Below are 19,966 nucleotides of genomic sequence, written 5' to 3'. Positions count from 1 at the left end.
GTATTAGTCACTTTTATTCTTTTTTTAGTCACTTCAAGAGCGTTTATTGGCCAGTAGTATAATTTAAGAAATAAAAAGCACCTTTTCCAAAAAGGAGAAGGTGCTCAAAAAACGATGTTGATTAAAATGCTGCTGTCCAGCCAGCATCTGCAGTAATCACTGTTCCATTAACAAAGCTTGATTCGTCAGATGCAAGGAAAAGCGCAACTTGCGCGATTTCTTCTGATGTACCTGTACGCGGCATAACTGCTTGAGCCAATTGGGTACGGCTTGCTCCGAATTGATTGATGTTTTTCAAAGCTGACCCAATATTAGTTGCTACTCCGCCTGGTGCAATTGCATTGCAGCGAATGCCTTCTTTAGCATACATGAAGCCAGTGTTTTTTGTCAGTCCGACTACCGCATGCTTAGATGCCCCGTATGCTGCTCCCGCATGTGCTCCATTTAATCCGCCTGTTGAAGCAGTATTTACAATAACGCCTTTACCTTTTTCTAAGAAAATAGGCAATGCTTTGCGCGTCGCACGCATTACCCCTTTTGTATTGATATCAAAAATAAGGTCCCACTTTTCATCTGTAATATCACCGACTGGTTCAAAAGCATCCATGATGCCAGCGTTATTAACAAGAATATCTAATGTTCCATATTCGCTTACAGCTGTATCAATCATTGCTTCAATATCTTCAAGCTTAGCGACGTTTACTTTCACTGCCTTTGCAGTTCCGCCTTCACCCTTGATGCATTCTGCAACTTGTTCTGCACCTTCTATGTTTAAGTCAGCAACAATTACTTTTGCGCCTTCTTTTGCATATAATTCTGCGATGGCTTTCCCCATGCCTGATGCAGCACCTGTTACGACTGCTACTTTATCTTGTAATTTCATCTTCAACATCCCCTTTATTAGAATATATCATTTGTACTATTTAAGTTTAATCTTCTATAATTTGAGTAACAATATGCAAATCCTTTGCAATCTGTTCACTAATAGATAATTTGTTTAAATATGTGCAATTTCTAATAAATAATAGACATTTAGGACGTGTTTTATTCATGAAAAAGGATCGCAGAATCAGCAAATCTAAGAAAGTTCTAAAGGAAGCCTTAATCTCTTTAATGAGTGAAAAGGATTTCAAGAAAATAACGATTACCGACCTTGTTTCGAAGGCCGATTTAAACCGTGGAACATTTTATAAACATTTTCAAACGAAGGAAGAATTGCTTGATGAGCTAATTGATGATGTGATGGAAGATTTGATTACGGCCTATAGAGAGCCTTATCTCTTCACTGATCAATTCAGCATTAAAGATCTTTCTACCACAACTGTAAAGATATTTGAGCACGTCAATGAGTATTCCGATTTTTATACGATTATCGTTAATTCAAATGTTCTCCCCGGATTTCAAGATCGCATCATTCATGTATTAACACAGCTCTCTGTTCATGAAATAAGCATGGAACATATCGATGAGCAAATCAATGCCAACCTTCTGACCAGTTACAATGTTTATGCTCTTTTTGGATTAATTGTCGAATGGGTCAAAGGCGGATTCATCTATACACCATCACATATGACTGAGCAGCTCATTGCGATTCTTTCTTATACTTCTAACCGGGCATCCATTAATATTAAACGAGTGAATAATGACGAATTAAAAAAATAACGCTACTGCATTAGCAGAAGCGTTATAAGGTAAAAATAATACCCATCAATGAATAGATGATGACGGTTGAAAAGAGTACCATCATATGAATGAGAGAGAAGAAAAATAAGGCATTCGCCCATTTTTGCGGCTCCATTTTTTTATAACCATAAACGCTTAATACCAGCCATGCGATACTTAAAAGCAAGGCAACAAGCGTAAGGCCGGGACTTAGCGGCCAGAATAAAAAGCTTGTTAAAATGAGCAGGACAAGATATACATTCGTTTGAATATACGTTCTTCTTACTCCTTTAACAACTGGAAGCATCGGGACATTTGCCGCTTTATAATCATCATGCTTCCGAATAGCGATGGCATAGAAGTGAGGCATTTGCCAAATAACTTGAATAACAAAGAGACCGAGAACAGCTGGATGAGTAATATCCGGATGGATCGCAGCCCAGCCAATTAATGGCGGCATCGCACCGGAAATACTTCCTACCTCTGTATTGTAGATTGTCCGTCTTTTCGTCCACATCGTATATGGGACGACATAAAAAAACCACCCTAAAAACCCTAACAACGCAGCAAGCGGCGTTGTCATTGCAAGAGCAGCAATCCCTAAAATCCCCATGACAATAGCAAGCGTTAATGCAACTCGAGTTGAAATTTCTCCTGTTACAGTTGGCCTGGTCTTTGTACGATTCATAATCGCATCAATGTCACGGTCATAAAGATTATTAAAGGCACCTGCAGAGCCGATGATTAAAATGGAACCAATAAATGCAAAGATGATTTCAGATATTTTATCAAAAATACCGATATCATACGTATATAAAGCGAGCGTCAATCCTGCAAACATAGGGATAAGATTAGATTTGATAATCCCTGTCTTTACTGTTGCAGCTAATATCTTAGAAACAGGTCGACGTTCTTGCTGTACTGAATTATTCATGCTGATACCATTGTCCATAACACAAGGAACTTTCCCTTCCTTTTTAAATTTCTACTATATTGTAACACTTTATATCGGATTTTATCTCTAATTGTGAACCTTTCACAATTTATTCAAATATGTGACATGCAATACTATCATCCTCTTTTCAAAAACCACAATAAAAAAAGGATTGAATCTTATTTTTCACCCTAAGCTATTTGCTCATTTACAATAAGCTGCTCACGCAAAAAAAGGCAACTCATTCCATTATAATAATGTAGGCCTTATTTTACTAGAACCATTTCGAAAAATTGCACGGCATGTATGATATAAGTTCTCTTTTCCTAATTGAACAATAGGTATTCGGGGGTTTCAGAAGGCGGTTCTGAATGACACGGAGGGCAGATGCAGAAAAGAACCTGGACATAAGTCCAGATTCTTTTCTGTTTCTTTTAGAGCCAATCTTCACAATCAAGTGAGAGCTGTCTCAGCTCATTAATAAACAAGCTTGCATGGTAGCCATCACAAACGGCGTGATGCATTTGTAAAGATAAAGGCAGATATAGACGTTGACCTTTTTTCCTAAATTGTCCTGCAGTAATAATGGGGAGTAAATAGTTTTCATGGTTCATGATATTTAAGTTGAATCCTGAAAAATCTGTCCACGGAATCATCGATACTGGAAAGGAATATGATGGAACCGGCCTTTTTGGAAACAACTCTTTACTATCATTGTATTTATTCATATCCTCTTTAGCTTTATGATGAAAGGTTTTGAAAGTCCCAGAACCCTCAGTCCATATACTTGCGAAGGTTTTATACTCCTGATTAAACACAGTATAGCTTGGAATCATCTCTGTCCAATAGCCCAAATCCCCTGCTTCATTAAAACAAGTTCTAAATTCTTCATGGCTGTTGATTACTTCCGTAAGCATATACAATAATGCTGGATAGAATTTATATTCTTTTTCCTTTAGCTGTGAACGTAATTTCGTAATATCAATCTCACTTGTCATACTAAAGGTTGTTTCTTGGTTCAAATAATATTCAAAATACTCTTTCCTGACCCATTGACTTTTATTAATTAATTTAAATTCCATTTTCGTACGCCTCCTAATAATATGAATATTTTTTAGGAGGCGTGATCCACTGCTATCTTCAAAACGAATCACTCCTATACGTTTATAAAAATCGAGAAATGATCTAAGTGATCTTCGATGATTTGCCTGATTGCATTCAAACTTTCGAGCTTGTCAACCTGTTCTACTACTTTTCGAAAAATGACCAAACCCTTCACTTGCTTTAAATCACGGGCGATTTTTGGATCTATAATGGTCAAATTCTGTAATACCTGAAAGATATCTCTATCTTCTTTTGGCAATCGGCGTTGCTTTTCACTAATCATATATCTTGCCAAATCCACTGAGGCTTGGGATTACAGCTGAATATTTTAAATGATATATGTCTTTTTCAAATGATCATGTAGATTCTTAAGCTGATAATCATACGTTTCCAGGATGCATTGTTTATAATATTCTATCATATGAATTAATTATAACTTCATCTTGTATCCTTTTATTCAATAATTCCTCATTTATCCTGACCTTTCCTTCCATACCAAGCTGCCTTTGCCTTGCAAGCAGAAAATCATTATGAGAATAGAGTACTTCGCCATTTTTAAATATTTTGGTTTTTAACACGGATGTTGTTTCCTTTATGTTCACAAGGTCTACATTCACCTGAAGTATATCTTTCAGCTCTAGAATAGCTTGGATGTTTTCATAAGGGGCGGGGGATGAATGGCAGCTATTCCCGTATCATTGTCATGTAAGTCTTTAGTAAATGAACTATAGATAATGATGAATGATACTTTAATATGATTGACTAAATAGTCTTCATTCGCTGGTATTGGTCAGTATTCATTTAGAAACTCATATCGTTCCTATTTTTCTGCCATATACCACTTCATTGCATTCTTATATAATACCTTCTCTGCTTTCTCTTTGCCTAAAGCGTCTATCACTATGTCTATATCTGAAGAATGGTAAGGTCGCTTCGCTCTTGTGGATGGCAAATCAGTTCCGAACATAAGAGCGTCAGGATGAACTGAATAAATTTCAATTAATGCCTCACTAGGATCAAAATCGATTCTTCCAAATCCTGTTGCTTTTACTCTTACTCCTTTTTCCACTAATGATAAAAGTTCTTTAAACCCCTGTTTCGAAAGCCCTAAATGATCAATAGATACGGCTGGAAGTGTTCTAATCGTAGTTGCAACATCAGGCAATTGCTTAGAATCGATATATAGTTCAGTATGCCAACCCACCATTTCATGAACCCTTCGTGCAAAATAATCCAATCGAGAAATATTCTCTGATCCCCCACGTTTCACATTAAACCTAATAGCTCTTACGCCTATTTGATGGAGTCTCAAAATTTCATCATCAGATGTGTCATGCGGAAGCTGAGCAACACCAACAAATTTTCTGCCAAGCTTGCTTAATGCTTCCCTTAAATAGGTTTGATCAAAACCTTGGAAGGAGCCAGATACAATCGCACCTCCCGCAACCTCTAAATCTTTCACTCTATTTTGATAATCCTCACAAGAAAAGTAATCAGGCAAATAGCCTTGGTTGGGTATGAGTGGAAACCCCTGATCAATGATATGTAAATGAGCGTCAAATACTTTGATATGAATCCTCTCCTTTACCATTAATGATACGAGTCTTTCATATATAAATACATTCGATAATCATTATGAAATATGATAATAAAAACTTATCACGATGATCAAAAAGGAAGATTCCTGCTGGTTTCTTCCTTTAGTATTTATACCTGTTTCCTCAATGGATCATATGGCGATAATTCAATATCTATCTCATTCTCTAAAGCAATTTCTCCTGCCAACGCTCCTACATAAGGCCCCATTGTAATTCCCGATGGACCTAATCCAGTTGAGATGACTAAGTTTTCCACACTTTCCACAGTACCTAGCAACGGCAAAACATCAGGACCAGCTGGCCTAAACCCAATCCGCATCTCATGCAAAGTACTGTCAGCAAGACCTGGTGCTATATCAAGCCCTGCTTCAATAACCTCTTTCACACCGCTCGCAGTCAATCGATAATCAAAGCCCGTGCCGCTCTCTCTTGTTGCACCTACCACTACTCTTGAATCATCAAAAGCTAGCATATAATAGCTATTTTGAGGTATGACCACTGGCCAGTGACTTGTATCGACATCCTGCAATGAAAAATGAACGATCTGACCACGCTGAGGCTCAATATGAATATCTATACCTAAAGGCGCCAGCAATTCCTTCGTCCACGCTCCCGCTGTCACAATGACCTTATCCGCGGAAATTGACTCACCATCCACTTCAACTCCGGTAACCTTCCCATCTGAGACGACAGGTCTTGCTTCACCTTCATAACGAATGACGCCATGCTTTTTCCCTGCCCTTTGCATGGCATCCCGCAATGATCTTCCGTCCACTCTGGCGCCGCCGGAAACGTATATAGCTTTCAGTTCTTCCTCTAGAGGTGGAAAAAGCTTGCGCGCTTCTTCTGCGGATAAACGGCTAACCTCGCCAACCTCAGGTGTGTCTTTTGCACGCAGTAAAGCCTTCCGCTCTAACGCATCCAGTTCCTGATTATCTTTGCTGACTGCGATTGCACCGACCATTTTATAACCTAACTCTTCCTCCCCATCCTCTTTAAGTGCAGCTACCAGCTTGGGATAATACAAAGCACCCCTTCTAGCAATCGTATACCAGTCTTCATTCTCAACACTAGATATCCAAGGACAGACAATTCCAGCTCCTGCAGCAGTCGCTTGGCCCTGATGCGCCTTATCTACCACGACCACTTCAATCCCCTTTCTCGCAAGATGATAAGCCGTGCTTGATCCTACAATTCCAGATCCAATAATGATTGCCTTCATTGGTTCCATTCCTCCCCGTCGAAAAATGCCCCATATATGGGGGCGAGTCTGTCAAACGTCTATTTAACCACTCAATGCTTCACTAAGTATTCATTAAGCAGCTTAAATACCTTATCTATTTGCTTTTTCGGAACATCCCCATACTGATCACCCAAGCTCAGCTCAAAGAAACAGCTTGTATCATCGATTTCCTTCAAATTCGCAGTTATGCCTGTCTCCGTCTGCTTGTGTACATTTGCCAAAACAGCCACCATTTTCTCTTTAGGGTATGAAAAATGGACATGAAACATGTTGGAAACAGGAACAGTTGGCAATGTTGAAACTCCATGACAAGCATTAAAAAACGCAGCCAGTTCCTTTGCTTCTTCAAAGTATTGTTCCATTTTATTTTTTCTCATCTCAAAGTAATAATCTGCTGTAATAATGTATGGATACAGACTGATTAAATCACCGCCATGGCGACGTTTCCAAACCTTTGATTGATCGATAAATGTTTCATCTCCTGCAAGAATGGCACCTGCTATTCCGCCAATTCCTTTGTAAAAGGAAACATAGACGCTATCAAACAGAGCGCTAACCTCGGCTGCTGTCTTCTTGTAATATGGAAGCACTTCTAGTAATCTTGCTCCATCAAGGTGCAGTTTAATGTCATTAGCTCGACAATAAATGGAAATTTGCGTAAGTGTTTCATAGCTTGGCAATTGCCCGCCGATCTCACGCTGCGGCAACTCCAACAATACGCATGCAATGCCTTCCTTCATATCGATAATATCGCTTAATTCGATCACACGATCTTTATCCGCAAGCAAAGTCGGTTCGATCTGATGTATTTCCTTCAAACCATCCTCCTCGTGAATCTCTAGATGGCTTAACGGATGATAAGCAACCTCTCTCAAGCCTTTCTCATCACACCAAATTCGCAAAGCGATTTGCTGTGCCATCGTACCGCTGGGAAAGAAAACCGCCTTTTCTTTTCCCAAAAACGACGCGATTTTATCTTGAAAAGCTTCAATTATCTGTCCTTCCCCATACATATCACTTTGCATATCGTCATCGACCGTTTCAAAAGCTTCCTTTAATATATTGATATTTCGCTTACCGTGATTAGCCAAATAATAATTGGATTGGTTGTATGTACTTTTTAATAAATCAGAGTGATTCATCGTTTCATTACTCCTGTCATTTTGAAATCGCACACATCTATATATATCTGAATATTCTTACTGATTATATCATATATTCCGATACTTCTGATGCGTTATACATTATTCCATTTTGTCAAAAAAAGGCTGTTTTCGTATACCTGGTTTTCACAACAGTGGTTGATTTCCTCTCCAGGTGCTCGCTTTCCGCAGGGTGGTCGGTGAGCCTCTTCTTCGCTATGCTCTGCGGGGTCTCGCACACCCGTTCCAATCAGTTTTGTTATCAATGGTTTGTTTTATCAAAACGTATGAAAAAACAACAATCTTTTAGAAAAGAGCCAAAAAAAAAAGAGGTCTCCCTCTTTACTAAACCTTCCCTTACATATTTTCCTAGTAACAATCGTACACTATGAACGATGTTTACTCACAATTGAAAAATCCTTTGCAAAGGATTGAAGGATATGGATTAACTGCATGGACATCTCATCTGCTGTCATTCGATACCCATTCTTGATCCATTCCAGAATGAGGCCGGCTGTTCCATTTGCCATGTAGAGCTTATGGGCTGAGTAGTTAATATCACTCTTATTTACAGCCGTAAGAATGAAGCTTTCCTCCAGCACTTCATATATGGCCTGAGGCAGATCCTTGTATAGACCAGGGATTGTATCATTTTTCAAGTATAGATTAAAGAAGTCCTGATTCTTATATATAAAATGCATCAATTCAAAGGATTGCGGCCCCATATTCGTGATATGAATGTTTTTGCCTTTTACATATCGATTAATGCTCGCATTCTTAATGGCATCAAACATCTCTTGTCGAAGTTCCTCGGTCAGGTCTTGTTTATCACGATAATGCAAATAAAACGTTGTTCGATTGTACTCGGCTCTTTTTATGATATCAGTGACTGATACATGACTGTAGCCCTTCTCATCTACTAAGGAAATGAAGGCTTTTTTCAAATGGGACTTTGTTCTTTCGTTCTGCTTTGTTGATTTATTTGGCTGATCGGTCATTTGATTTCTCCTCCTAAAATCAAAAAACTCAACAAAATCTAAAAAAATGTTGATTTTATCGACATACTCAAGTTTTTTACTGATTGATGGAGATTTTGTATACGTTTACACTAAATTCAGAAGTTAGAAAAATTTTATCACATCCTATCGTAAAGGGGTAAATTTAAATGAAACGTTTTGAAGAAAAGGTTGTTATTATAACTGGTGGAGGCTCTGGTCTAGGAAGAGCTGCAGCATTGGAAGTCGCAAAAGAAGGGGCAAAGCTGGTCCTGGTTGACTTGAACAATGATGCGTTAGAAGAAAGCAAAGCAGTAATTCTAGCTGCAGATCCAAATGCTGTGGTTGAATTGGTACAAGCAAATGTGGCAGATGAAGAAGGGGTAAAAAAATACGTTCAATTTACAATTGATCAATTTGGCAAAATCGATGGTTTCTTTAATAATGCAGGTATTGAAGGAAAACAAAATCTAACAGAAGACTTCGGCATTGACGAATTTAACCGTGTAGTCAGCGTGAACTTGAATGGTGTTTTCTTCGGCATGAAATACGTATTAAAAGAGATGAAGAGACAAGGCTTCGGTTCAATTGTGAATACAGCTTCTGTTGGAGGAATCCGTGGAGTTGGCAATCAATCAGGATATGCTGCGAGTAAACATGGTGTTGTTGGTTTAACACGAAACTCTGCTATCGAATATGGTCAATTTGGAGTAAGTGTTAAAGCCATTGCCCCTGGAGCAATCATGACACCTATGGTTGAAGCATCACTTAAGCAAATCGGTGGGGATAATTGGGAAGAAGCAGGCAAGGAATTTGTCAGCGTGAATCCAATGAAGCGTTTCGGTAAACCGGAAGAAGTAGGCCACTTAGTAGCGTTCCTATTATCTAATCAAGCGGATTTTATCAACGCTGTGGTGATTCCGATTGATGGCGGTCAATCTTATAAATACTAACCAACAAGACTTTATTAACTAAAAAGTATAATGGACGTGCGTGATCAAATCCGTACGTCCTTATCTATATACCCAAATATCCCTCCTCATTTTGATTACCAACACCCAATGATCCACAATCGACGTTCCATCATTATTTTTGCCATCTATATGACTAACTTTTCACCAGTGTTTATGCTGAATTATCTTTGTACTTACCCTATAATAATAGTAACTAGTGAAATATAAGAGGTGTAGCATGGGAATTTTATATGCAGCAATTATCGTTATTTTGATTATATCAATCGTCTTAACACTCAAGGAAACAGGAAAAGGAGATGAGAATTACAGAAGTTCCGCAAAAAGAAATAACAGAAATCTAACTTTAATTTATGTGGTGATTATCGCACTAGCTGTGGTGGCTTTGGCTGTTTATATCATTTTTTATGTTTAAATTAATGTTTCACATAAAGAAAACGTGCAAAAAAGAGTTGCTGTTTGTTTAATGGCAGCTCTTTTTTGTAGTATTTACTTCTCCTTTTTCTCTTTAAGATACCAAGCCTCCAATAGCTTCTGCTCTCTTTCCCTTGATATCCCTGCCTTCCAGTCTGTATTCTGTCTTGGTTGTTCCCATTGATAGATGTCATTGATTGTATCTTCAAGGGGCTGGAATGTAAGACCAGCGTTAACAGCTTTTTCGATATTGATGGAAAATGCTCCTTTCCACGGTTCTTTTTCCCCTTCTAATGGGAAGTGCTCAGGTATCCATAAAGGCATTTCCGTCCATGGCTGAACTTTATGCTTTAGTAGAAATTGTTCCTCTATCCACACTAATTCGCTATCGCTATGTGTGATTTTCTTACAAGTGTTTAATAGTTCTTCTATTGGCAACTGATGATTCGGGCCTGTTACATTGAACGTGCCTCCGATTCTGTTTTCTGCCATATTGAACACCCATGTCGCAATATCATGTACGTCAATCAATTGAACAGGGCGATTTGAAGGTCCCGGCACCAATACCTTACCGCCTTGTGCTATTCTCTGAACCCAAAACGTGAGTCGATCCGTATAATCAAACGGGCCAACAAGCTGACCAGCTCTTACATGCAAAACACGCCCTGGCCAATGCTTCTCTGCTTCTTCTTCGCATAGTACTTTCAAGGCGCCATAATATTCGTAAGGAGATATCGATCCGTTCTCGATGTCTTTCAACTTCCCAGGCGGCATCGATTGTAAATGATAGTCTTCAGTTATATTAGGAGAAGTCCAATCTTTATAAACAGAGATGCTTGAGATATAAGTATAATGTTCGATATGACCCTTGATACAGCAGCTATTTTTTTGATTTGATGAGGAGCAAATCCGCATGTATCCATTACAACATCCCATTTTCGATTTTCCAGCATGGATACGTCACTGTCTCTATTTCCAATTAACTGTTCCACCTCAGAAAAGGCATCTTTATTTGTACCCCGATTAAATAAGGTAATCTCGTGGCCTCTTTTCAATCCTTCTGCTGCCAAAGCTTTTCCTAAAAAACGCGTACCGCCTAAAAGAAGAACCTTCATATTTTTCCCCCATTCATTTTTTCAGTATGTGAACTTCCTTTCATTTTTAAAACGATTTTTCATCGTAAAAGGTTATGGGTTATATTTCCCTTTTTAAAAAAATGCACCATTTATGTTACCTTTATAAGATTCCTTTCAGTTAAACTGCCAATTATTAATACGATTGAAGACACTAACGTCAAGATAACTAACGTCAAATAGCTAGATAAAATTTGATCATTACTCACAAAAATCGATGTAATAATAAAAATCAGAATGGATTGAACGAGTAATTTAAGCGAATTAAAGCTGGTATTCACCCTTCCCATATAGCGATTATCTATATGATTAAGCATGAAGTCTTTTCTAAAAATGCGGGATGCTGCATTGCTTACTCCCCATAACGTACTAGCCACAAAAAGCATCATAAATGACGGAACAACGAATACAGCAACCGTCGCTACCGTAAATATCAGCATAAACGTGAATAATGCTTTCGCTGGGGTCAACCTCTTAGAAAAAAATAGTGAAACAACGCCGCCAACTATTGCACCGACTGCATAAAGAAGATTAGCCGCACCTATGATCTCAGGGCCACCATTTAAATAATGATAAACAAATATAGGTTCAATATAGTTCATCACAATGACAGCAATCGCTGGAGAAAAACTTACCATGAGAATGATGGATATGAATAGAGGCAGCTCCCTTAAATAATTCATACTTTCCATGAAATCATGGATGAAGTGAGATTTTTCCTTTTTGACTTGATGAACATTTTTTGTATCATGCGGCATAGTGAAAATTAAAAAGGCTGATGTCAGGTGGGTAACAATATTTATGATTATAATGATATAAATAGAAATGGTTCCCACGGAGAACGCCGCGATCGCAGTACTGACCATAGCTGCTGTTTGTCCTTGAACTTCCAGACTACTATTCACTTTATTATATTGTTCCTTTTTAAACATTTCCTGGGTTAAAGCGGCCAATATTGGATACTTAATCGAATCATATAAATGTTGATAAATGATCAACATAGTGAGTAATAGAATCTGTATAGATTTAATATCCAAAGAATATAAAGCAATAAATGCAACTAACAAAATAGCACCCGAAAGCTCCAGATAATAAAAGATTAATTTTCTAGAATGATGGTCAATGAGACTTCCTAAATATGGCGCTAACACAATAAGCAGAATCATAACGAAAATTGTTAAATAACCATACAGAACGGATTGCCTTAATTGATCAATTAATAACCAAATGATTAAATAACTTGAAATACCTGTTCCAACCATTGACACTAGATTTGCTGCTAACAATTGTTTGAATTTCCCCATAACTTCCCCTTGTCCCTTACCAATGTATGTTTATCCATTTAATTTTATTGGCTTGAACAAACACAAGGTACGTTCAAAGGATTGAAAAAGCCTACATCTTTAGGTGTAGGCTCTTTCTATTTTCTTCCCAGGTTCCAATTTCATCATTGCCCCATAATATTGCGAGGCTGTAGTGAAGGCAATGAACGCACATAGTTCACTCATTTCACTTTCACTAAAACAGCCTCTCGAAATATTGAAGGCTGAATCTGGCAGATCCCCCTTTTGTTTTAAAAAAACTTCAGCAAATCCTACTGCTAACGATATTTTTTCATCAAATTTTTCATGTTCTGGTTTTCCTTTAGCTTTACAATACTCACACCCATTGCTTTGCGCTAATGTTCTCCTCACCTGCTCCTTAAGCTCCGAAGAAAGCAGCCCATCTTTTTCTAACACCTCACCTAAGTGTGTCCACCCTTCCATTACTTCAATATTATGTCCCAAAAGCCTCTGGAACGGTGTGAGACCTACATTCGATTCCGTGATCCTTGCCATTGATATTACCTCCTTGTTATATTAAATTATAAAAGGTAATAATCGAGTGTTACATTAGATTTGAAATGTAAAATCATTTAATAATTTAATCATTTTACATATAAGGAGTTGAAACTTTAAATATGAAAATAGATGAAGTTGATAGAAAGATCATTAATGAATTGCAAAACAATAGCCGCCTATCGATGAGTGAACTCGGCAGGCGAATCGGTATGTCTTCACCATCTGTATCTGAACGAGTAAAACAAATGGAGTCATTTGGCATCATTAAAAAATACACAATAAAAGTCGATTATGAAAAATTAGGATTACCTATCCGATGCGTCGTAGAAGCTACAATAAAGGATAGCAATTATACATCATTTAAGAATTACATCAAGTCATTACCAAATGTTGAACACTGTTACCGCATCGCCGGAAAAGCATGCTTTATACTTAAAATGCAATTTGAAACATTTGCTGAAGCGGAAAAGTTCATTGATCACGTCAATCCATACGCACATACTGTCACTCACTTTATTTTTTCAGAAGTGCCAACAGAATTGAGTTTTCGCAAGGAGTAAGAGATTATTGGAACCGACTGGATATCTTTATCCAATCTGCCAAACGATTAAAAAATCCGGTACAAGACAGGATTTAATAAAATGATTTTATAGTATTTTCAAAAATAGCACCCGGTCCTGCCCTAGGCCGTCATAATTGGAGAAAACAGACACTCCATCTGCCGTTCTATCACCTTGTTCGACTTCAAAACCCATTCTAGTATGATAGGCGATGGAGGTTTTATTGACTGGAGATGTGACCGCTCGAACAATCTTCACACTCCGTCTTTTTACATTTTCGAAGAATGTATGATATAGCTTTTTTCCAACTTGATTTTTTCTGTACTCAGGATGAACCCCAACAAAATGAATATATGCTTCATTCGGCTTTGTTTGAGAAACGAATCCTATTAAAAAGCCGATGATTACTTCATCTTTCTCCACAATATAACTTGTATCATTGAAATGATCAAAAAATAACTTTGGCAGCATATCAGACATCTTCCTGCCACCCCACCAATCATTAATCAATCGTGAAATTTCATAGTAATCTTCCGGCCTCACTAATCGTAGATTCATATTTCCCCCCTAAAATGATAGCTCATGACAATCAATTCGCCCTTGCTCCCCATTACACGTACGCCTTCATCGATATAGCCGCATTTTTCATATAATGCCTGTGCAGCCGTATTCTTCACATTCACTGCTAGAACGATTTCATTGATATCCAGAAAATGCTCCATAATAAACGCCGGCAGCAGCTTTAAAGATTTGGTCGCATACCCTTTACCTTGTTCATGTGAATCCGTTGAAAATGCACGAATTAAAATAGCACAATTGTTATTGGAATATGGCTTTACTCCTTCTCTCCTATGTAAGACAAAAAAAGTAACGAGCTTTTCTTCCTCCACAGCTAAGATTGGATACCGGTCTGAGCCTTCATTTGATTTTAAAATAGCATCATTCGGTGTACCAGTAAATCGAAGTTGCTCTTCGGTTAAATGATAATTATTTACTGCTGCAAAATAGTGTGGTTTATAAAAACTAAGGTGCATGATTCATCCTCCGAAAGGAACGTTTGTTCTCATATTATCATTTTGTTTTAAAAAACACAATATTCAATTTTATTTTTTCGTAAATTGGACTAAGGTGTTGAGCCTTTCCATTGGTCCAGAAACTTAAAATAAGGATGCAAAAGCCCAAATAATGCCACCGTACATATGATTAACCCGATAAATAAATATAGTTCACGAACCCCGATTACATCACCAAAGAACCCACCCGTTAACACGCCTAAAGGCATGGTCCCCCTAATAATGAAAAGCCGGACAGATGACACCTTTCCCATCATCTCATTCGGTACAGCTTGTTGAAAAATCGTAATATTGCGAATACTGAAGACCGCCATTGCGATACCGGCTATCATTTCAGTGAAAAGCGCAAATACCAAACTATGATTAACCCCTAAGAAAATAAAAGTAAGTCCCCCAATAACTAAAGAACCTAACATGACCAGCCTTTTTCTCTCATCATACTTCATTTTTACGATCAAGATTGACCCGATCACATAGCCAAGCGGAAAGCTGGCCATAAAAAGGCCATAATCAGCAAAGCTTCCTGCCAATTCATTCGTAATATAGGGTAATGTAATGACCATTGTCACTCCTACACCGAATTGGACAAAAGCCAAAAACACCCCTAGCCATACAACCACACGCTGTTTAAAAAAGAAAGAGATGCCTTGTAAAAATTGTGTCGCCCATGTACTTCTTGTATCTCTTGTCCGCTGCGGTTCTTTCACGAACAACAATAAACATCCACTTAATAGAAGTAAGAAAACAATCAGTATAAGCGTAGGCTTCACGCCAATATACTCAACAACAAAGCCGCCTAGAATAGGAGCTAAGAATGTCATTAGCCTAACTGTTCCATCAATATATGCATTTGCTTGACTAAGTTGAGCTTTCGAAACAATGGCAGGAGTAATCGCCTGATTAGCAGGCGTGTAAATTGGAGTAACCAGTCCAATAATAACTTGGACTACGAAAATATGCAGTGGGGAAATGTCTCCAATCAATAAAAATACGAGCGGCAGTGTGAAAGTGAGTGCCCTCACCCATTGAGCAAGAATCATTGTCCACTTCCTGCTCCATTTATCAATGAATGGTCCGATAACTAACTGCAATACTAGCGATGGGATAAAGTAAAGCAGCCACATACTGCCTAAAGCAATAGTTGACCCTGTCATTTGATAAATGAGCACCGAATTGCAAAAGGTACCAAAGGCACCGCCTAATTCAGATATAGTATTACCAATCCAAATAAATAGAAATTACCGATTTTTTAGTAGAAGATTAATTTTTTCATTCCTCCTTTTTCCTATTTAAAGATCAGTGTACAAATATATGATGCTAAATTCAATATATTTAGAATTATATATTCATTTTTTTTTGAATACATTGATTTTTTTTTGCAAAAACTAACATAAAAAATGAGGTGACAAGATAAAAGCCTCAAGTTTTTCATTATTTATGTTTTTTATGATAATACTTGCAACACCAACATTAGCTTTAACAGCAGACTATCCGAATAATGATCATAAACCATTTGTGAATGCTATTAATTATTATGAGAATATGGATCAAAGCATTTATAAAGAATATAAAAATGCGGCTTCTAGTATGAGAGAAATGATTTCTTATAAGGAGCTCGAAGATATTAAATCTATTTTTCAAGTAAACACGATTGAAAACGGTCATTCAAGCTCACCAAGTGACAAAACCACTATTGAGCCTGAGCGCCAAGTCTATTTTTTCGGAGAAGAATTCCGCAAATTTGTTGTTATAGAAGGTGAAACAAACGATATCCTCTCAAGTGGAAATAGCTATCACCGATATGATAATCCGTTTGAAAAATAAAACCACCTTATAGAGAATGTGGCAATAATCTAGGAGTATGGATAAGTCATAAATACTTTTACTCTCTGTATCTCCTTTTAATGTTACACAATCAGGTTTGGAAAAATAGCTCATAAGGGTAAATTAAAACTTAATTATGTAAATAAGCACCAAAGAATTTTTCAAAGTAATTATTTCTAAAAATGAAGATTTTCTAGCTAAAGGAAGATAAGTAAATTAACATTACAACCAAAGCTTATACATAGAAAAACCAAGGAATAGTTAGTCTATTCCTTGGTTTTTCTACTGACCATTAGTATATTTATTATCCCCCATCATCTCCGGGTTTAGCGTGAGGGTTGGTGTGAGGGTGCGCGGGATTATTGTTGTTATTTTTCTTGCGGTTTTTATCTATATAAACGGCAAAACCTAATATTATTGCTATGAAACCAATGAATATCCCACTTCCATTTTCAATATCCAATTCCCTATCCATTACAAGATGACCTTTTATAAATCAAAAAGAAAATGGTTCTGCTTTTTCTTCCCCTGTAACCATATCTTTTATTTTATACTCGTTCTTTTCAACCTCATTCTCTCCAATAATAATGACATTCTGGATGTTTTCTTTGTTAGCTTTATCCAAGGCCTTGCCCACCTTCTTATTACCTAGCTCCACTTCAACTGAATAGCCTTTGTCTCTGAGTGATTTCGCTACAAGCAGCGCCTCTTTTTTCTTTGTCATAGGAATGATATAGTAATCTACATTAGAGCCTTTCTCTTTTTCATCTGTTGATAACCTTATGGCTGTATAAATTACATCTAACCCAAATGATATGCCGATAGTGGATATGTTTTCATTTGTCCCCATCAATCCACCGATTGCTTGGTCATAGCGGCCACCACTTCCAATACTTGATTTGATGGATTGGTTAGCTAGGAAAACCTCGTAAATAGTGCCTGTGTAGATTTCTAATCCTCTTGCTAAGAATGGATTAAACTCGCAATTTCCCTCTATTCCTAAATACGTTAAATAACCTTGTAACTCTTTTAGCTCATCTAATCCTTCCTTAAGCCCCTCCTCCCGATCTGCAAATGATTCGAGATAACTTATATTGGCTTCGTTCAAAAATTGTTGGATCTGTTGTACAGTTTTAGGTGATAAGTGTTCATTTGAGAGCTCTTTCACTACAGCTTCTGCACCTACCTTTTCTAACTTATCCAAAATTAATATCACTTTATTTATTTTTTCAACAGATACTCCAAACAGCTTCAACATTCCTGCTAACATTTTTCTATTATTATATTGAATGACAACCTGGAGATTCAGTCTTTTAAATGCATCCAGCGCCATCATCATTAATTCTGCTTCTGCCACTTGTGAATCAACACCAGCGATATCCACATCACATTGAGTGAATTCACGGAATCTCCCCGCTTTAATTGGTCCATCCCTAAATACTTTCCCCATTTCATATCTTTTAAATGGCAGCTTTATGGATGGGTTCATTGCTACCACTTTTGCAAAAGGTATTGTCAGATCATATCGGAGAGCAAGCTGCCTTTCACCGCGGTCTGATAAGGTGTACATTTCCTCCAATATTTCTGCACCTCCACCATATTTGCTTGCAAGCAGTTCCGTGTAGTTCAATATTGGTGTTTCCAAAGGTTTGCAGCCATATAGTATAAATACGTCCTCTAATTCCCTTCTTACTTTCCTGCGAATGACCTCTTCCTCTGGCAAATAATCCTGCGTACCTTTCACATTTTGATAATCCATTTTCTTCATTTTCTTTTCCTCCTCTTTTTCGTACTTGCGCTCCGAAATTTTGAATATAAAAAAACCGCAATCGATATAAGTTGTTCACTTAATCAATGCGGTTTGATGAGAAATAGCCTTCCTATAACGATTATTAAAATCGGATAGCAAGACTACTTGATATGATGATGTAGATTTTGTATCGAATTCAGGTTTGTTCGCATGTTTTCCACCTCTAATTTTTCATAATTTAACATATCCGCAGCGGATTTGCAATTATTTTCAGAAAAATGATTTATATGCCCTTCCTGTTTAAAACGATTTTACCCCGAGTCCTCCCCGTTTGACTAGCAAGATGCGCCTTTCTTACACCTTCAACGGTCAAAGGGTAAACTGATGCGATGATTGGACGAATATACCCTGACTCTACCAGCTCACGAATATGGTTCATGTTTTCTCCATCCGGTCGAGTAAAAACAAATTCTACATTTAATTGTTTTTCTTTTTCTAATATCTGAGCATATTCAGGTTTAGCTGCATCGCGTTCACTTATAATAGTAGCAACTTGCGCTCCTCGCTGCATCCACCTTAACGCTTGTCCGTATGCATCTCCTCCTAAGGTATCCAGCATAAAGTTAAAGGGAGTCATTGTATCGAATGATTCACCATCATATAATAAAACTTCGTCTGCACCAAGCTCTCTAACAAAAGCTTCATTTTTCTTGCTTGTAGTAGTTGCAACGTAAGCACCTCTCGCTTTCGCTAATTGAATAGCAAAAGTGCCAATACCACCGCTGCCTGCCAGGATTAGCACGTTGTCTCCTTCTTTAACATTACCGATTTCTACTAGAGCTTGCCACACTGTAAGCCCTACTAGCGGAAGTGATGCAGCCTCAATATGAGTAACATTTTTCGGCATAGGTGCCACCAAACTTGCCGGTACAACTATTTCGTCAGCATATGTCCCCTGCTTCTCCATTTCAGGGCGAAAAAACACATCATCCCCGACTAGAAAACTTTTAACGTCTTCCCCTGTTTCTTTTACAGTGCCTGCCCCATCCCAGCCAAGGATGAGCGGCAATTGGTAAGGAAAGTCCTCCCGCAGAAGCCCTTTGCGAACCTTCCAATCCACAGGGTTCACACCAGTTGCTTTTATCGAAATTAAAAGATCATCCGGCCCTAACTTTTCAGCAGGTACATGTATCTCTTTTATTTGTTGTTCATCTCCATATTGTTTAATTCCAAAACCGATCATCTGTGACCTCCTTAGCTGATATTAATTTATAAAAAGCTTATCAAAGTATCGACGTATATCATAATTTTTACACTTAGGTTCGGAACCTTTAGATATTTTTTTCGTCAACTAGATGTAATGATATGGCATTTAGGTGCTTTAGAAACGTTTATTCTACTTACTCTATTGATTTGGGGTGGGTTGGGGATTATTATGTTTTTTCTACTTTCTCTTTTGATTTTTGGGTGGGTTGGGGATTATTATTGTGTTTTTTCTACTTTCTCTTTCGATTTTTGGGTGGGTTGGGGATTATTATTGTGTTTTTTCTACTTTCTCTTTCGATTTTTGGGTGGGTTGGGGATTATTATCATGTTTTTTCTACCTTCGCTTTTGATTTGGGAATGAGTTGGGGATTATTATTGTGTTTTTTCTACTTTCTCTTTCGATTTTTGGGTGGGTTGGGGATTATTATTGTGTTTTTTCTACTTTCTCTTTCGATT

The 19,966-nt window shown here is 37.6% G+C and carries 23 protein-coding genes and 1 pseudogene; 6 read left to right on the top strand and 18 right to left on the bottom strand.

Going from position 1 to position 19,966, the window contains the following annotated elements:
* Positions 1-121: 121 nt before the first annotated feature.
* Complete coding sequence (locus tag J2S17_RS16945; RefSeq protein WP_307476879.1) at positions 122-883, bottom strand: SDR family oxidoreductase; 762 nt, start codon at positions 881-883, stop codon at positions 122-124.
* Between the two features lie 167 nt (positions 884-1,050).
* On the opposite strand from J2S17_RS16945, the gene J2S17_RS16940 reads away from it, so the two are divergent.
* Entirely contained in the window at positions 1,051-1,662 is a 612-nt protein-coding gene (locus J2S17_RS16940) for a TetR/AcrR family transcriptional regulator (RefSeq protein ID WP_307476875.1), read from the top strand.
* Positions 1,663-1,684: 22 nt separating this feature from the next.
* Here the strand turns inward: J2S17_RS16940 and cyoE are convergent, their stop codons facing one another.
* The 8 genes from cyoE to J2S17_RS16900 form a co-directional block, all read right to left on the bottom strand.
* A complete protein-coding gene (cyoE, locus tag J2S17_RS16935) occupies positions 1,685-2,614 on the bottom strand; it encodes a heme o synthase (protein ID WP_307476873.1) in 930 nt (309 codons plus the stop codon).
* 416 nt (positions 2,615-3,030) lie between these two features.
* Positions 3,031-3,678, bottom strand: a complete 648-nt coding sequence (gene catA / locus J2S17_RS16930; protein WP_307476871.1) for a type A chloramphenicol O-acetyltransferase — start codon at positions 3,676-3,678, stop codon at positions 3,031-3,033.
* A 74-nt stretch (positions 3,679-3,752) separates the two neighbouring features.
* On the bottom strand, positions 3,753-4,001 hold the full coding sequence (locus J2S17_RS16925) for a hypothetical protein (RefSeq protein WP_307476870.1): 249 nt from the start codon (positions 3,999-4,001) through the stop codon (positions 3,753-3,755).
* A 103-nt stretch (positions 4,002-4,104) separates the two neighbouring features.
* The gene (locus J2S17_RS16920; RefSeq protein ID WP_307476868.1) at positions 4,105-4,302 is read right to left on the bottom strand and encodes a hypothetical protein; all 198 of its coding nucleotides are present in this window, start codon (positions 4,300-4,302) and stop codon (positions 4,105-4,107) included.
* Between the two features lie 218 nt (positions 4,303-4,520).
* Complete coding sequence (locus J2S17_RS16915) at positions 4,521-5,291, bottom strand: amidohydrolase family protein (protein ID WP_307476866.1); 771 nt, start codon at positions 5,289-5,291, stop codon at positions 4,521-4,523.
* A 116-nt stretch (positions 5,292-5,407) separates the two neighbouring features.
* On the bottom strand, positions 5,408-6,520 hold the full coding sequence (locus J2S17_RS16910) for an NAD(P)/FAD-dependent oxidoreductase (protein WP_307476864.1): 1,113 nt from the start codon (positions 6,518-6,520) through the stop codon (positions 5,408-5,410).
* 71 nt (positions 6,521-6,591) lie between these two features.
* Positions 6,592-7,683, bottom strand: coding sequence for a threonine aldolase family protein (locus J2S17_RS16905; protein ID WP_307476862.1), 1,092 nt, complete (start codon positions 7,681-7,683; stop codon positions 6,592-6,594).
* Between the two features lie 386 nt (positions 7,684-8,069).
* Positions 8,070-8,681 carry a TetR/AcrR family transcriptional regulator gene (locus J2S17_RS16900; RefSeq protein ID WP_307476860.1) on the bottom strand — a complete coding sequence of 204 codons (612 nt, stop codon included), beginning with the start codon at positions 8,679-8,681 and terminating at the stop codon, positions 8,070-8,072.
* 167 nt (positions 8,682-8,848) lie between these two features.
* Between J2S17_RS16900 and J2S17_RS16895 the strand changes: the two genes are divergently transcribed.
* Together J2S17_RS16895 and J2S17_RS16890 are read left to right on the top strand one after the other, a co-directional pair.
* Entirely contained in the window at positions 8,849-9,631 is a 783-nt protein-coding gene (locus tag J2S17_RS16895) for an SDR family oxidoreductase (protein ID WP_307476858.1), read from the top strand.
* Positions 9,632-9,869: 238 nt separating this feature from the next.
* Positions 9,870-10,064: a hypothetical protein gene (locus J2S17_RS16890; protein WP_307476856.1), complete on the top strand. Its 195-nt coding sequence runs from the start codon at positions 9,870-9,872 to the stop codon at positions 10,062-10,064.
* A gap of 74 nt (positions 10,065-10,138) precedes the next feature.
* Here the strand turns inward: J2S17_RS16890 and J2S17_RS16885 are convergent.
* The 3 genes and pseudogenes from J2S17_RS16885 to J2S17_RS16875 all read right to left on the bottom strand — a co-directional run bounded on the left by J2S17_RS16885 (position 10,139) and on the right by J2S17_RS16875 (position 13,034).
* Positions 10,139-11,178: pseudogene (locus tag J2S17_RS16885) on the bottom strand (SDR family oxidoreductase).
* Between the two features lie 110 nt (positions 11,179-11,288).
* The gene (locus J2S17_RS16880; protein ID WP_307476854.1) at positions 11,289-12,500 is read right to left on the bottom strand and encodes an MFS transporter; all 1,212 of its coding nucleotides are present in this window, start codon (positions 12,498-12,500) and stop codon (positions 11,289-11,291) included.
* A gap of 99 nt (positions 12,501-12,599) precedes the next feature.
* A complete protein-coding gene (locus tag J2S17_RS16875) occupies positions 12,600-13,034 on the bottom strand; it encodes a carboxymuconolactone decarboxylase family protein (protein WP_307476853.1) in 435 nt (144 codons plus the stop codon).
* Between the two features lie 122 nt (positions 13,035-13,156).
* Between J2S17_RS16875 and J2S17_RS16870 the strand changes: the two genes are divergently transcribed.
* On the top strand, positions 13,157-13,597 hold the full coding sequence (locus tag J2S17_RS16870) for an Lrp/AsnC family transcriptional regulator (protein ID WP_307476852.1): 441 nt from the start codon (positions 13,157-13,159) through the stop codon (positions 13,595-13,597).
* Positions 13,598-13,684: 87 nt separating this feature from the next.
* Here J2S17_RS16870 and J2S17_RS16865 read toward each other — a convergent pair whose 3' ends face one another.
* From J2S17_RS16865 to J2S17_RS16855, 3 genes are all read right to left on the bottom strand, one after another.
* Entirely contained in the window at positions 13,685-14,155 is a 471-nt protein-coding gene (locus tag J2S17_RS16865; protein ID WP_307476850.1) for a GNAT family N-acetyltransferase, read from the bottom strand.
* Positions 14,152-14,631, bottom strand: a complete 480-nt coding sequence (locus J2S17_RS16860) for a GNAT family N-acetyltransferase (RefSeq protein WP_307476848.1) — start codon at positions 14,629-14,631, stop codon at positions 14,152-14,154. Before J2S17_RS16860 ends, J2S17_RS16865 begins: the two co-directional genes overlap by 4 nt.
* Before the next feature lie 89 nt (positions 14,632-14,720).
* Complete coding sequence (locus J2S17_RS16855; protein ID WP_307477074.1) at positions 14,721-15,899, bottom strand: MFS transporter; 1,179 nt, start codon at positions 15,897-15,899, stop codon at positions 14,721-14,723.
* A gap of 217 nt (positions 15,900-16,116) precedes the next feature.
* On the opposite strand from J2S17_RS16855, the gene J2S17_RS16850 reads away from it, so the two are divergent.
* On the top strand, positions 16,117-16,494 hold the full coding sequence (locus J2S17_RS16850; RefSeq protein WP_307476846.1) for a hypothetical protein: 378 nt from the start codon (positions 16,117-16,119) through the stop codon (positions 16,492-16,494).
* 304 nt (positions 16,495-16,798) lie between these two features.
* On the opposite strand, the gene J2S17_RS16845 is transcribed toward J2S17_RS16850, so the two are convergent.
* From J2S17_RS16845 to J2S17_RS16835, 3 genes are all read right to left on the bottom strand, one after another.
* Complete coding sequence (locus J2S17_RS16845) at positions 16,799-16,969, bottom strand: hypothetical protein (RefSeq protein WP_307476844.1); 171 nt, start codon at positions 16,967-16,969, stop codon at positions 16,799-16,801.
* 21 nt (positions 16,970-16,990) lie between these two features.
* Positions 16,991-18,262, bottom strand: coding sequence for a histidine--tRNA ligase (locus tag J2S17_RS16840; RefSeq protein ID WP_307476842.1), 1,272 nt, complete (start codon positions 18,260-18,262; stop codon positions 16,991-16,993).
* 265 nt (positions 18,263-18,527) lie between these two features.
* Positions 18,528-19,487: an NADP-dependent oxidoreductase gene (locus J2S17_RS16835; RefSeq protein ID WP_307476840.1), complete on the bottom strand. Its 960-nt coding sequence runs from the start codon at positions 19,485-19,487 to the stop codon at positions 18,528-18,530.
* Between the two features lie 170 nt (positions 19,488-19,657).
* Here J2S17_RS16835 and J2S17_RS16830 point away from each other — a divergent pair.
* On the top strand, positions 19,658-19,966 hold a 309-nt coding region (locus J2S17_RS16830; RefSeq protein WP_307476839.1), incomplete at its 3' end, for a hypothetical protein.

This window comes from Cytobacillus purgationiresistens (genome assembly GCF_030813235.1).
Classification (GTDB): Bacteria; Bacillota; Bacilli; order Bacillales; family Cytobacillaceae; genus Cytobacillus; species Cytobacillus purgationiresistens.
The sequence above is the reverse complement of the archived record's forward strand: the minus strand, read 5'-3'. Positions and strand labels throughout refer to the sequence as shown.

Excerpts from the sequence above, each read along its gene's own strand:
- J2S17_RS16840 (WP_307476842.1), bottom strand. The coding sequence starts at position 18,262 with ATGAAGAAAATGGATTATCAAAATGTGAAAGGTACGCAGGATTATTTG.
- cyoE (WP_307476873.1), bottom strand. The coding sequence starts at position 2,614 with ATGGACAATGGTATCAGCATGAATAATTCAGTACAGCAAGAACGTCGA.
- J2S17_RS16915 (WP_307476866.1), bottom strand. The coding sequence starts at position 5,291 with ATGGTAAAGGAGAGGATTCATATCAAAGTATTTGACGCTCATTTACAT.
- J2S17_RS16860 (WP_307476848.1), bottom strand. The coding sequence starts at position 14,631 with ATGCACCTTAGTTTTTATAAACCACACTATTTTGCAGCAGTAAATAAT.
- J2S17_RS16910 (WP_307476864.1), bottom strand. The coding sequence starts at position 6,520 with ATGAAGGCAATCATTATTGGATCTGGAATTGTAGGATCAAGCACGGCT.
- J2S17_RS16940 (WP_307476875.1), top strand. The coding sequence starts at position 1,051 with ATGAAAAAGGATCGCAGAATCAGCAAATCTAAGAAAGTTCTAAAGGAA.
- J2S17_RS16945 (WP_307476879.1), bottom strand. The coding sequence starts at position 883 with ATGAAATTACAAGATAAAGTAGCAGTCGTAACAGGTGCTGCATCAGGC.
- J2S17_RS16845 (WP_307476844.1), bottom strand. The coding sequence starts at position 16,969 with ATGGATAGGGAATTGGATATTGAAAATGGAAGTGGGATATTCATTGGT.
- J2S17_RS16895 (WP_307476858.1), top strand. The coding sequence starts at position 8,849 with ATGAAACGTTTTGAAGAAAAGGTTGTTATTATAACTGGTGGAGGCTCT.
- J2S17_RS16880 (WP_307476854.1), bottom strand. The coding sequence starts at position 12,500 with ATGGGGAAATTCAAACAATTGTTAGCAGCAAATCTAGTGTCAATGGTT.
- J2S17_RS16870 (WP_307476852.1), top strand. The coding sequence starts at position 13,157 with ATGAAAATAGATGAAGTTGATAGAAAGATCATTAATGAATTGCAAAAC.
- catA (WP_307476871.1), bottom strand. The coding sequence starts at position 3,678 with ATGGAATTTAAATTAATTAATAAAAGTCAATGGGTCAGGAAAGAGTAT.
- J2S17_RS16865 (WP_307476850.1), bottom strand. The coding sequence starts at position 14,155 with ATGAATCTACGATTAGTGAGGCCGGAAGATTACTATGAAATTTCACGA.
- J2S17_RS16850 (WP_307476846.1), top strand. The coding sequence starts at position 16,117 with ATGATAATACTTGCAACACCAACATTAGCTTTAACAGCAGACTATCCG.
- J2S17_RS16905 (WP_307476862.1), bottom strand. The coding sequence starts at position 7,683 with ATGAATCACTCTGATTTATTAAAAAGTACATACAACCAATCCAATTAT.
- J2S17_RS16835 (WP_307476840.1), bottom strand. The coding sequence starts at position 19,487 with ATGATCGGTTTTGGAATTAAACAATATGGAGATGAACAACAAATAAAA.
- J2S17_RS16900 (WP_307476860.1), bottom strand. The coding sequence starts at position 8,681 with ATGACCGATCAGCCAAATAAATCAACAAAGCAGAACGAAAGAACAAAG.
- J2S17_RS16890 (WP_307476856.1), top strand. The coding sequence starts at position 9,870 with ATGGGAATTTTATATGCAGCAATTATCGTTATTTTGATTATATCAATC.
- J2S17_RS16875 (WP_307476853.1), bottom strand. The coding sequence starts at position 13,034 with ATGGCAAGGATCACGGAATCGAATGTAGGTCTCACACCGTTCCAGAGG.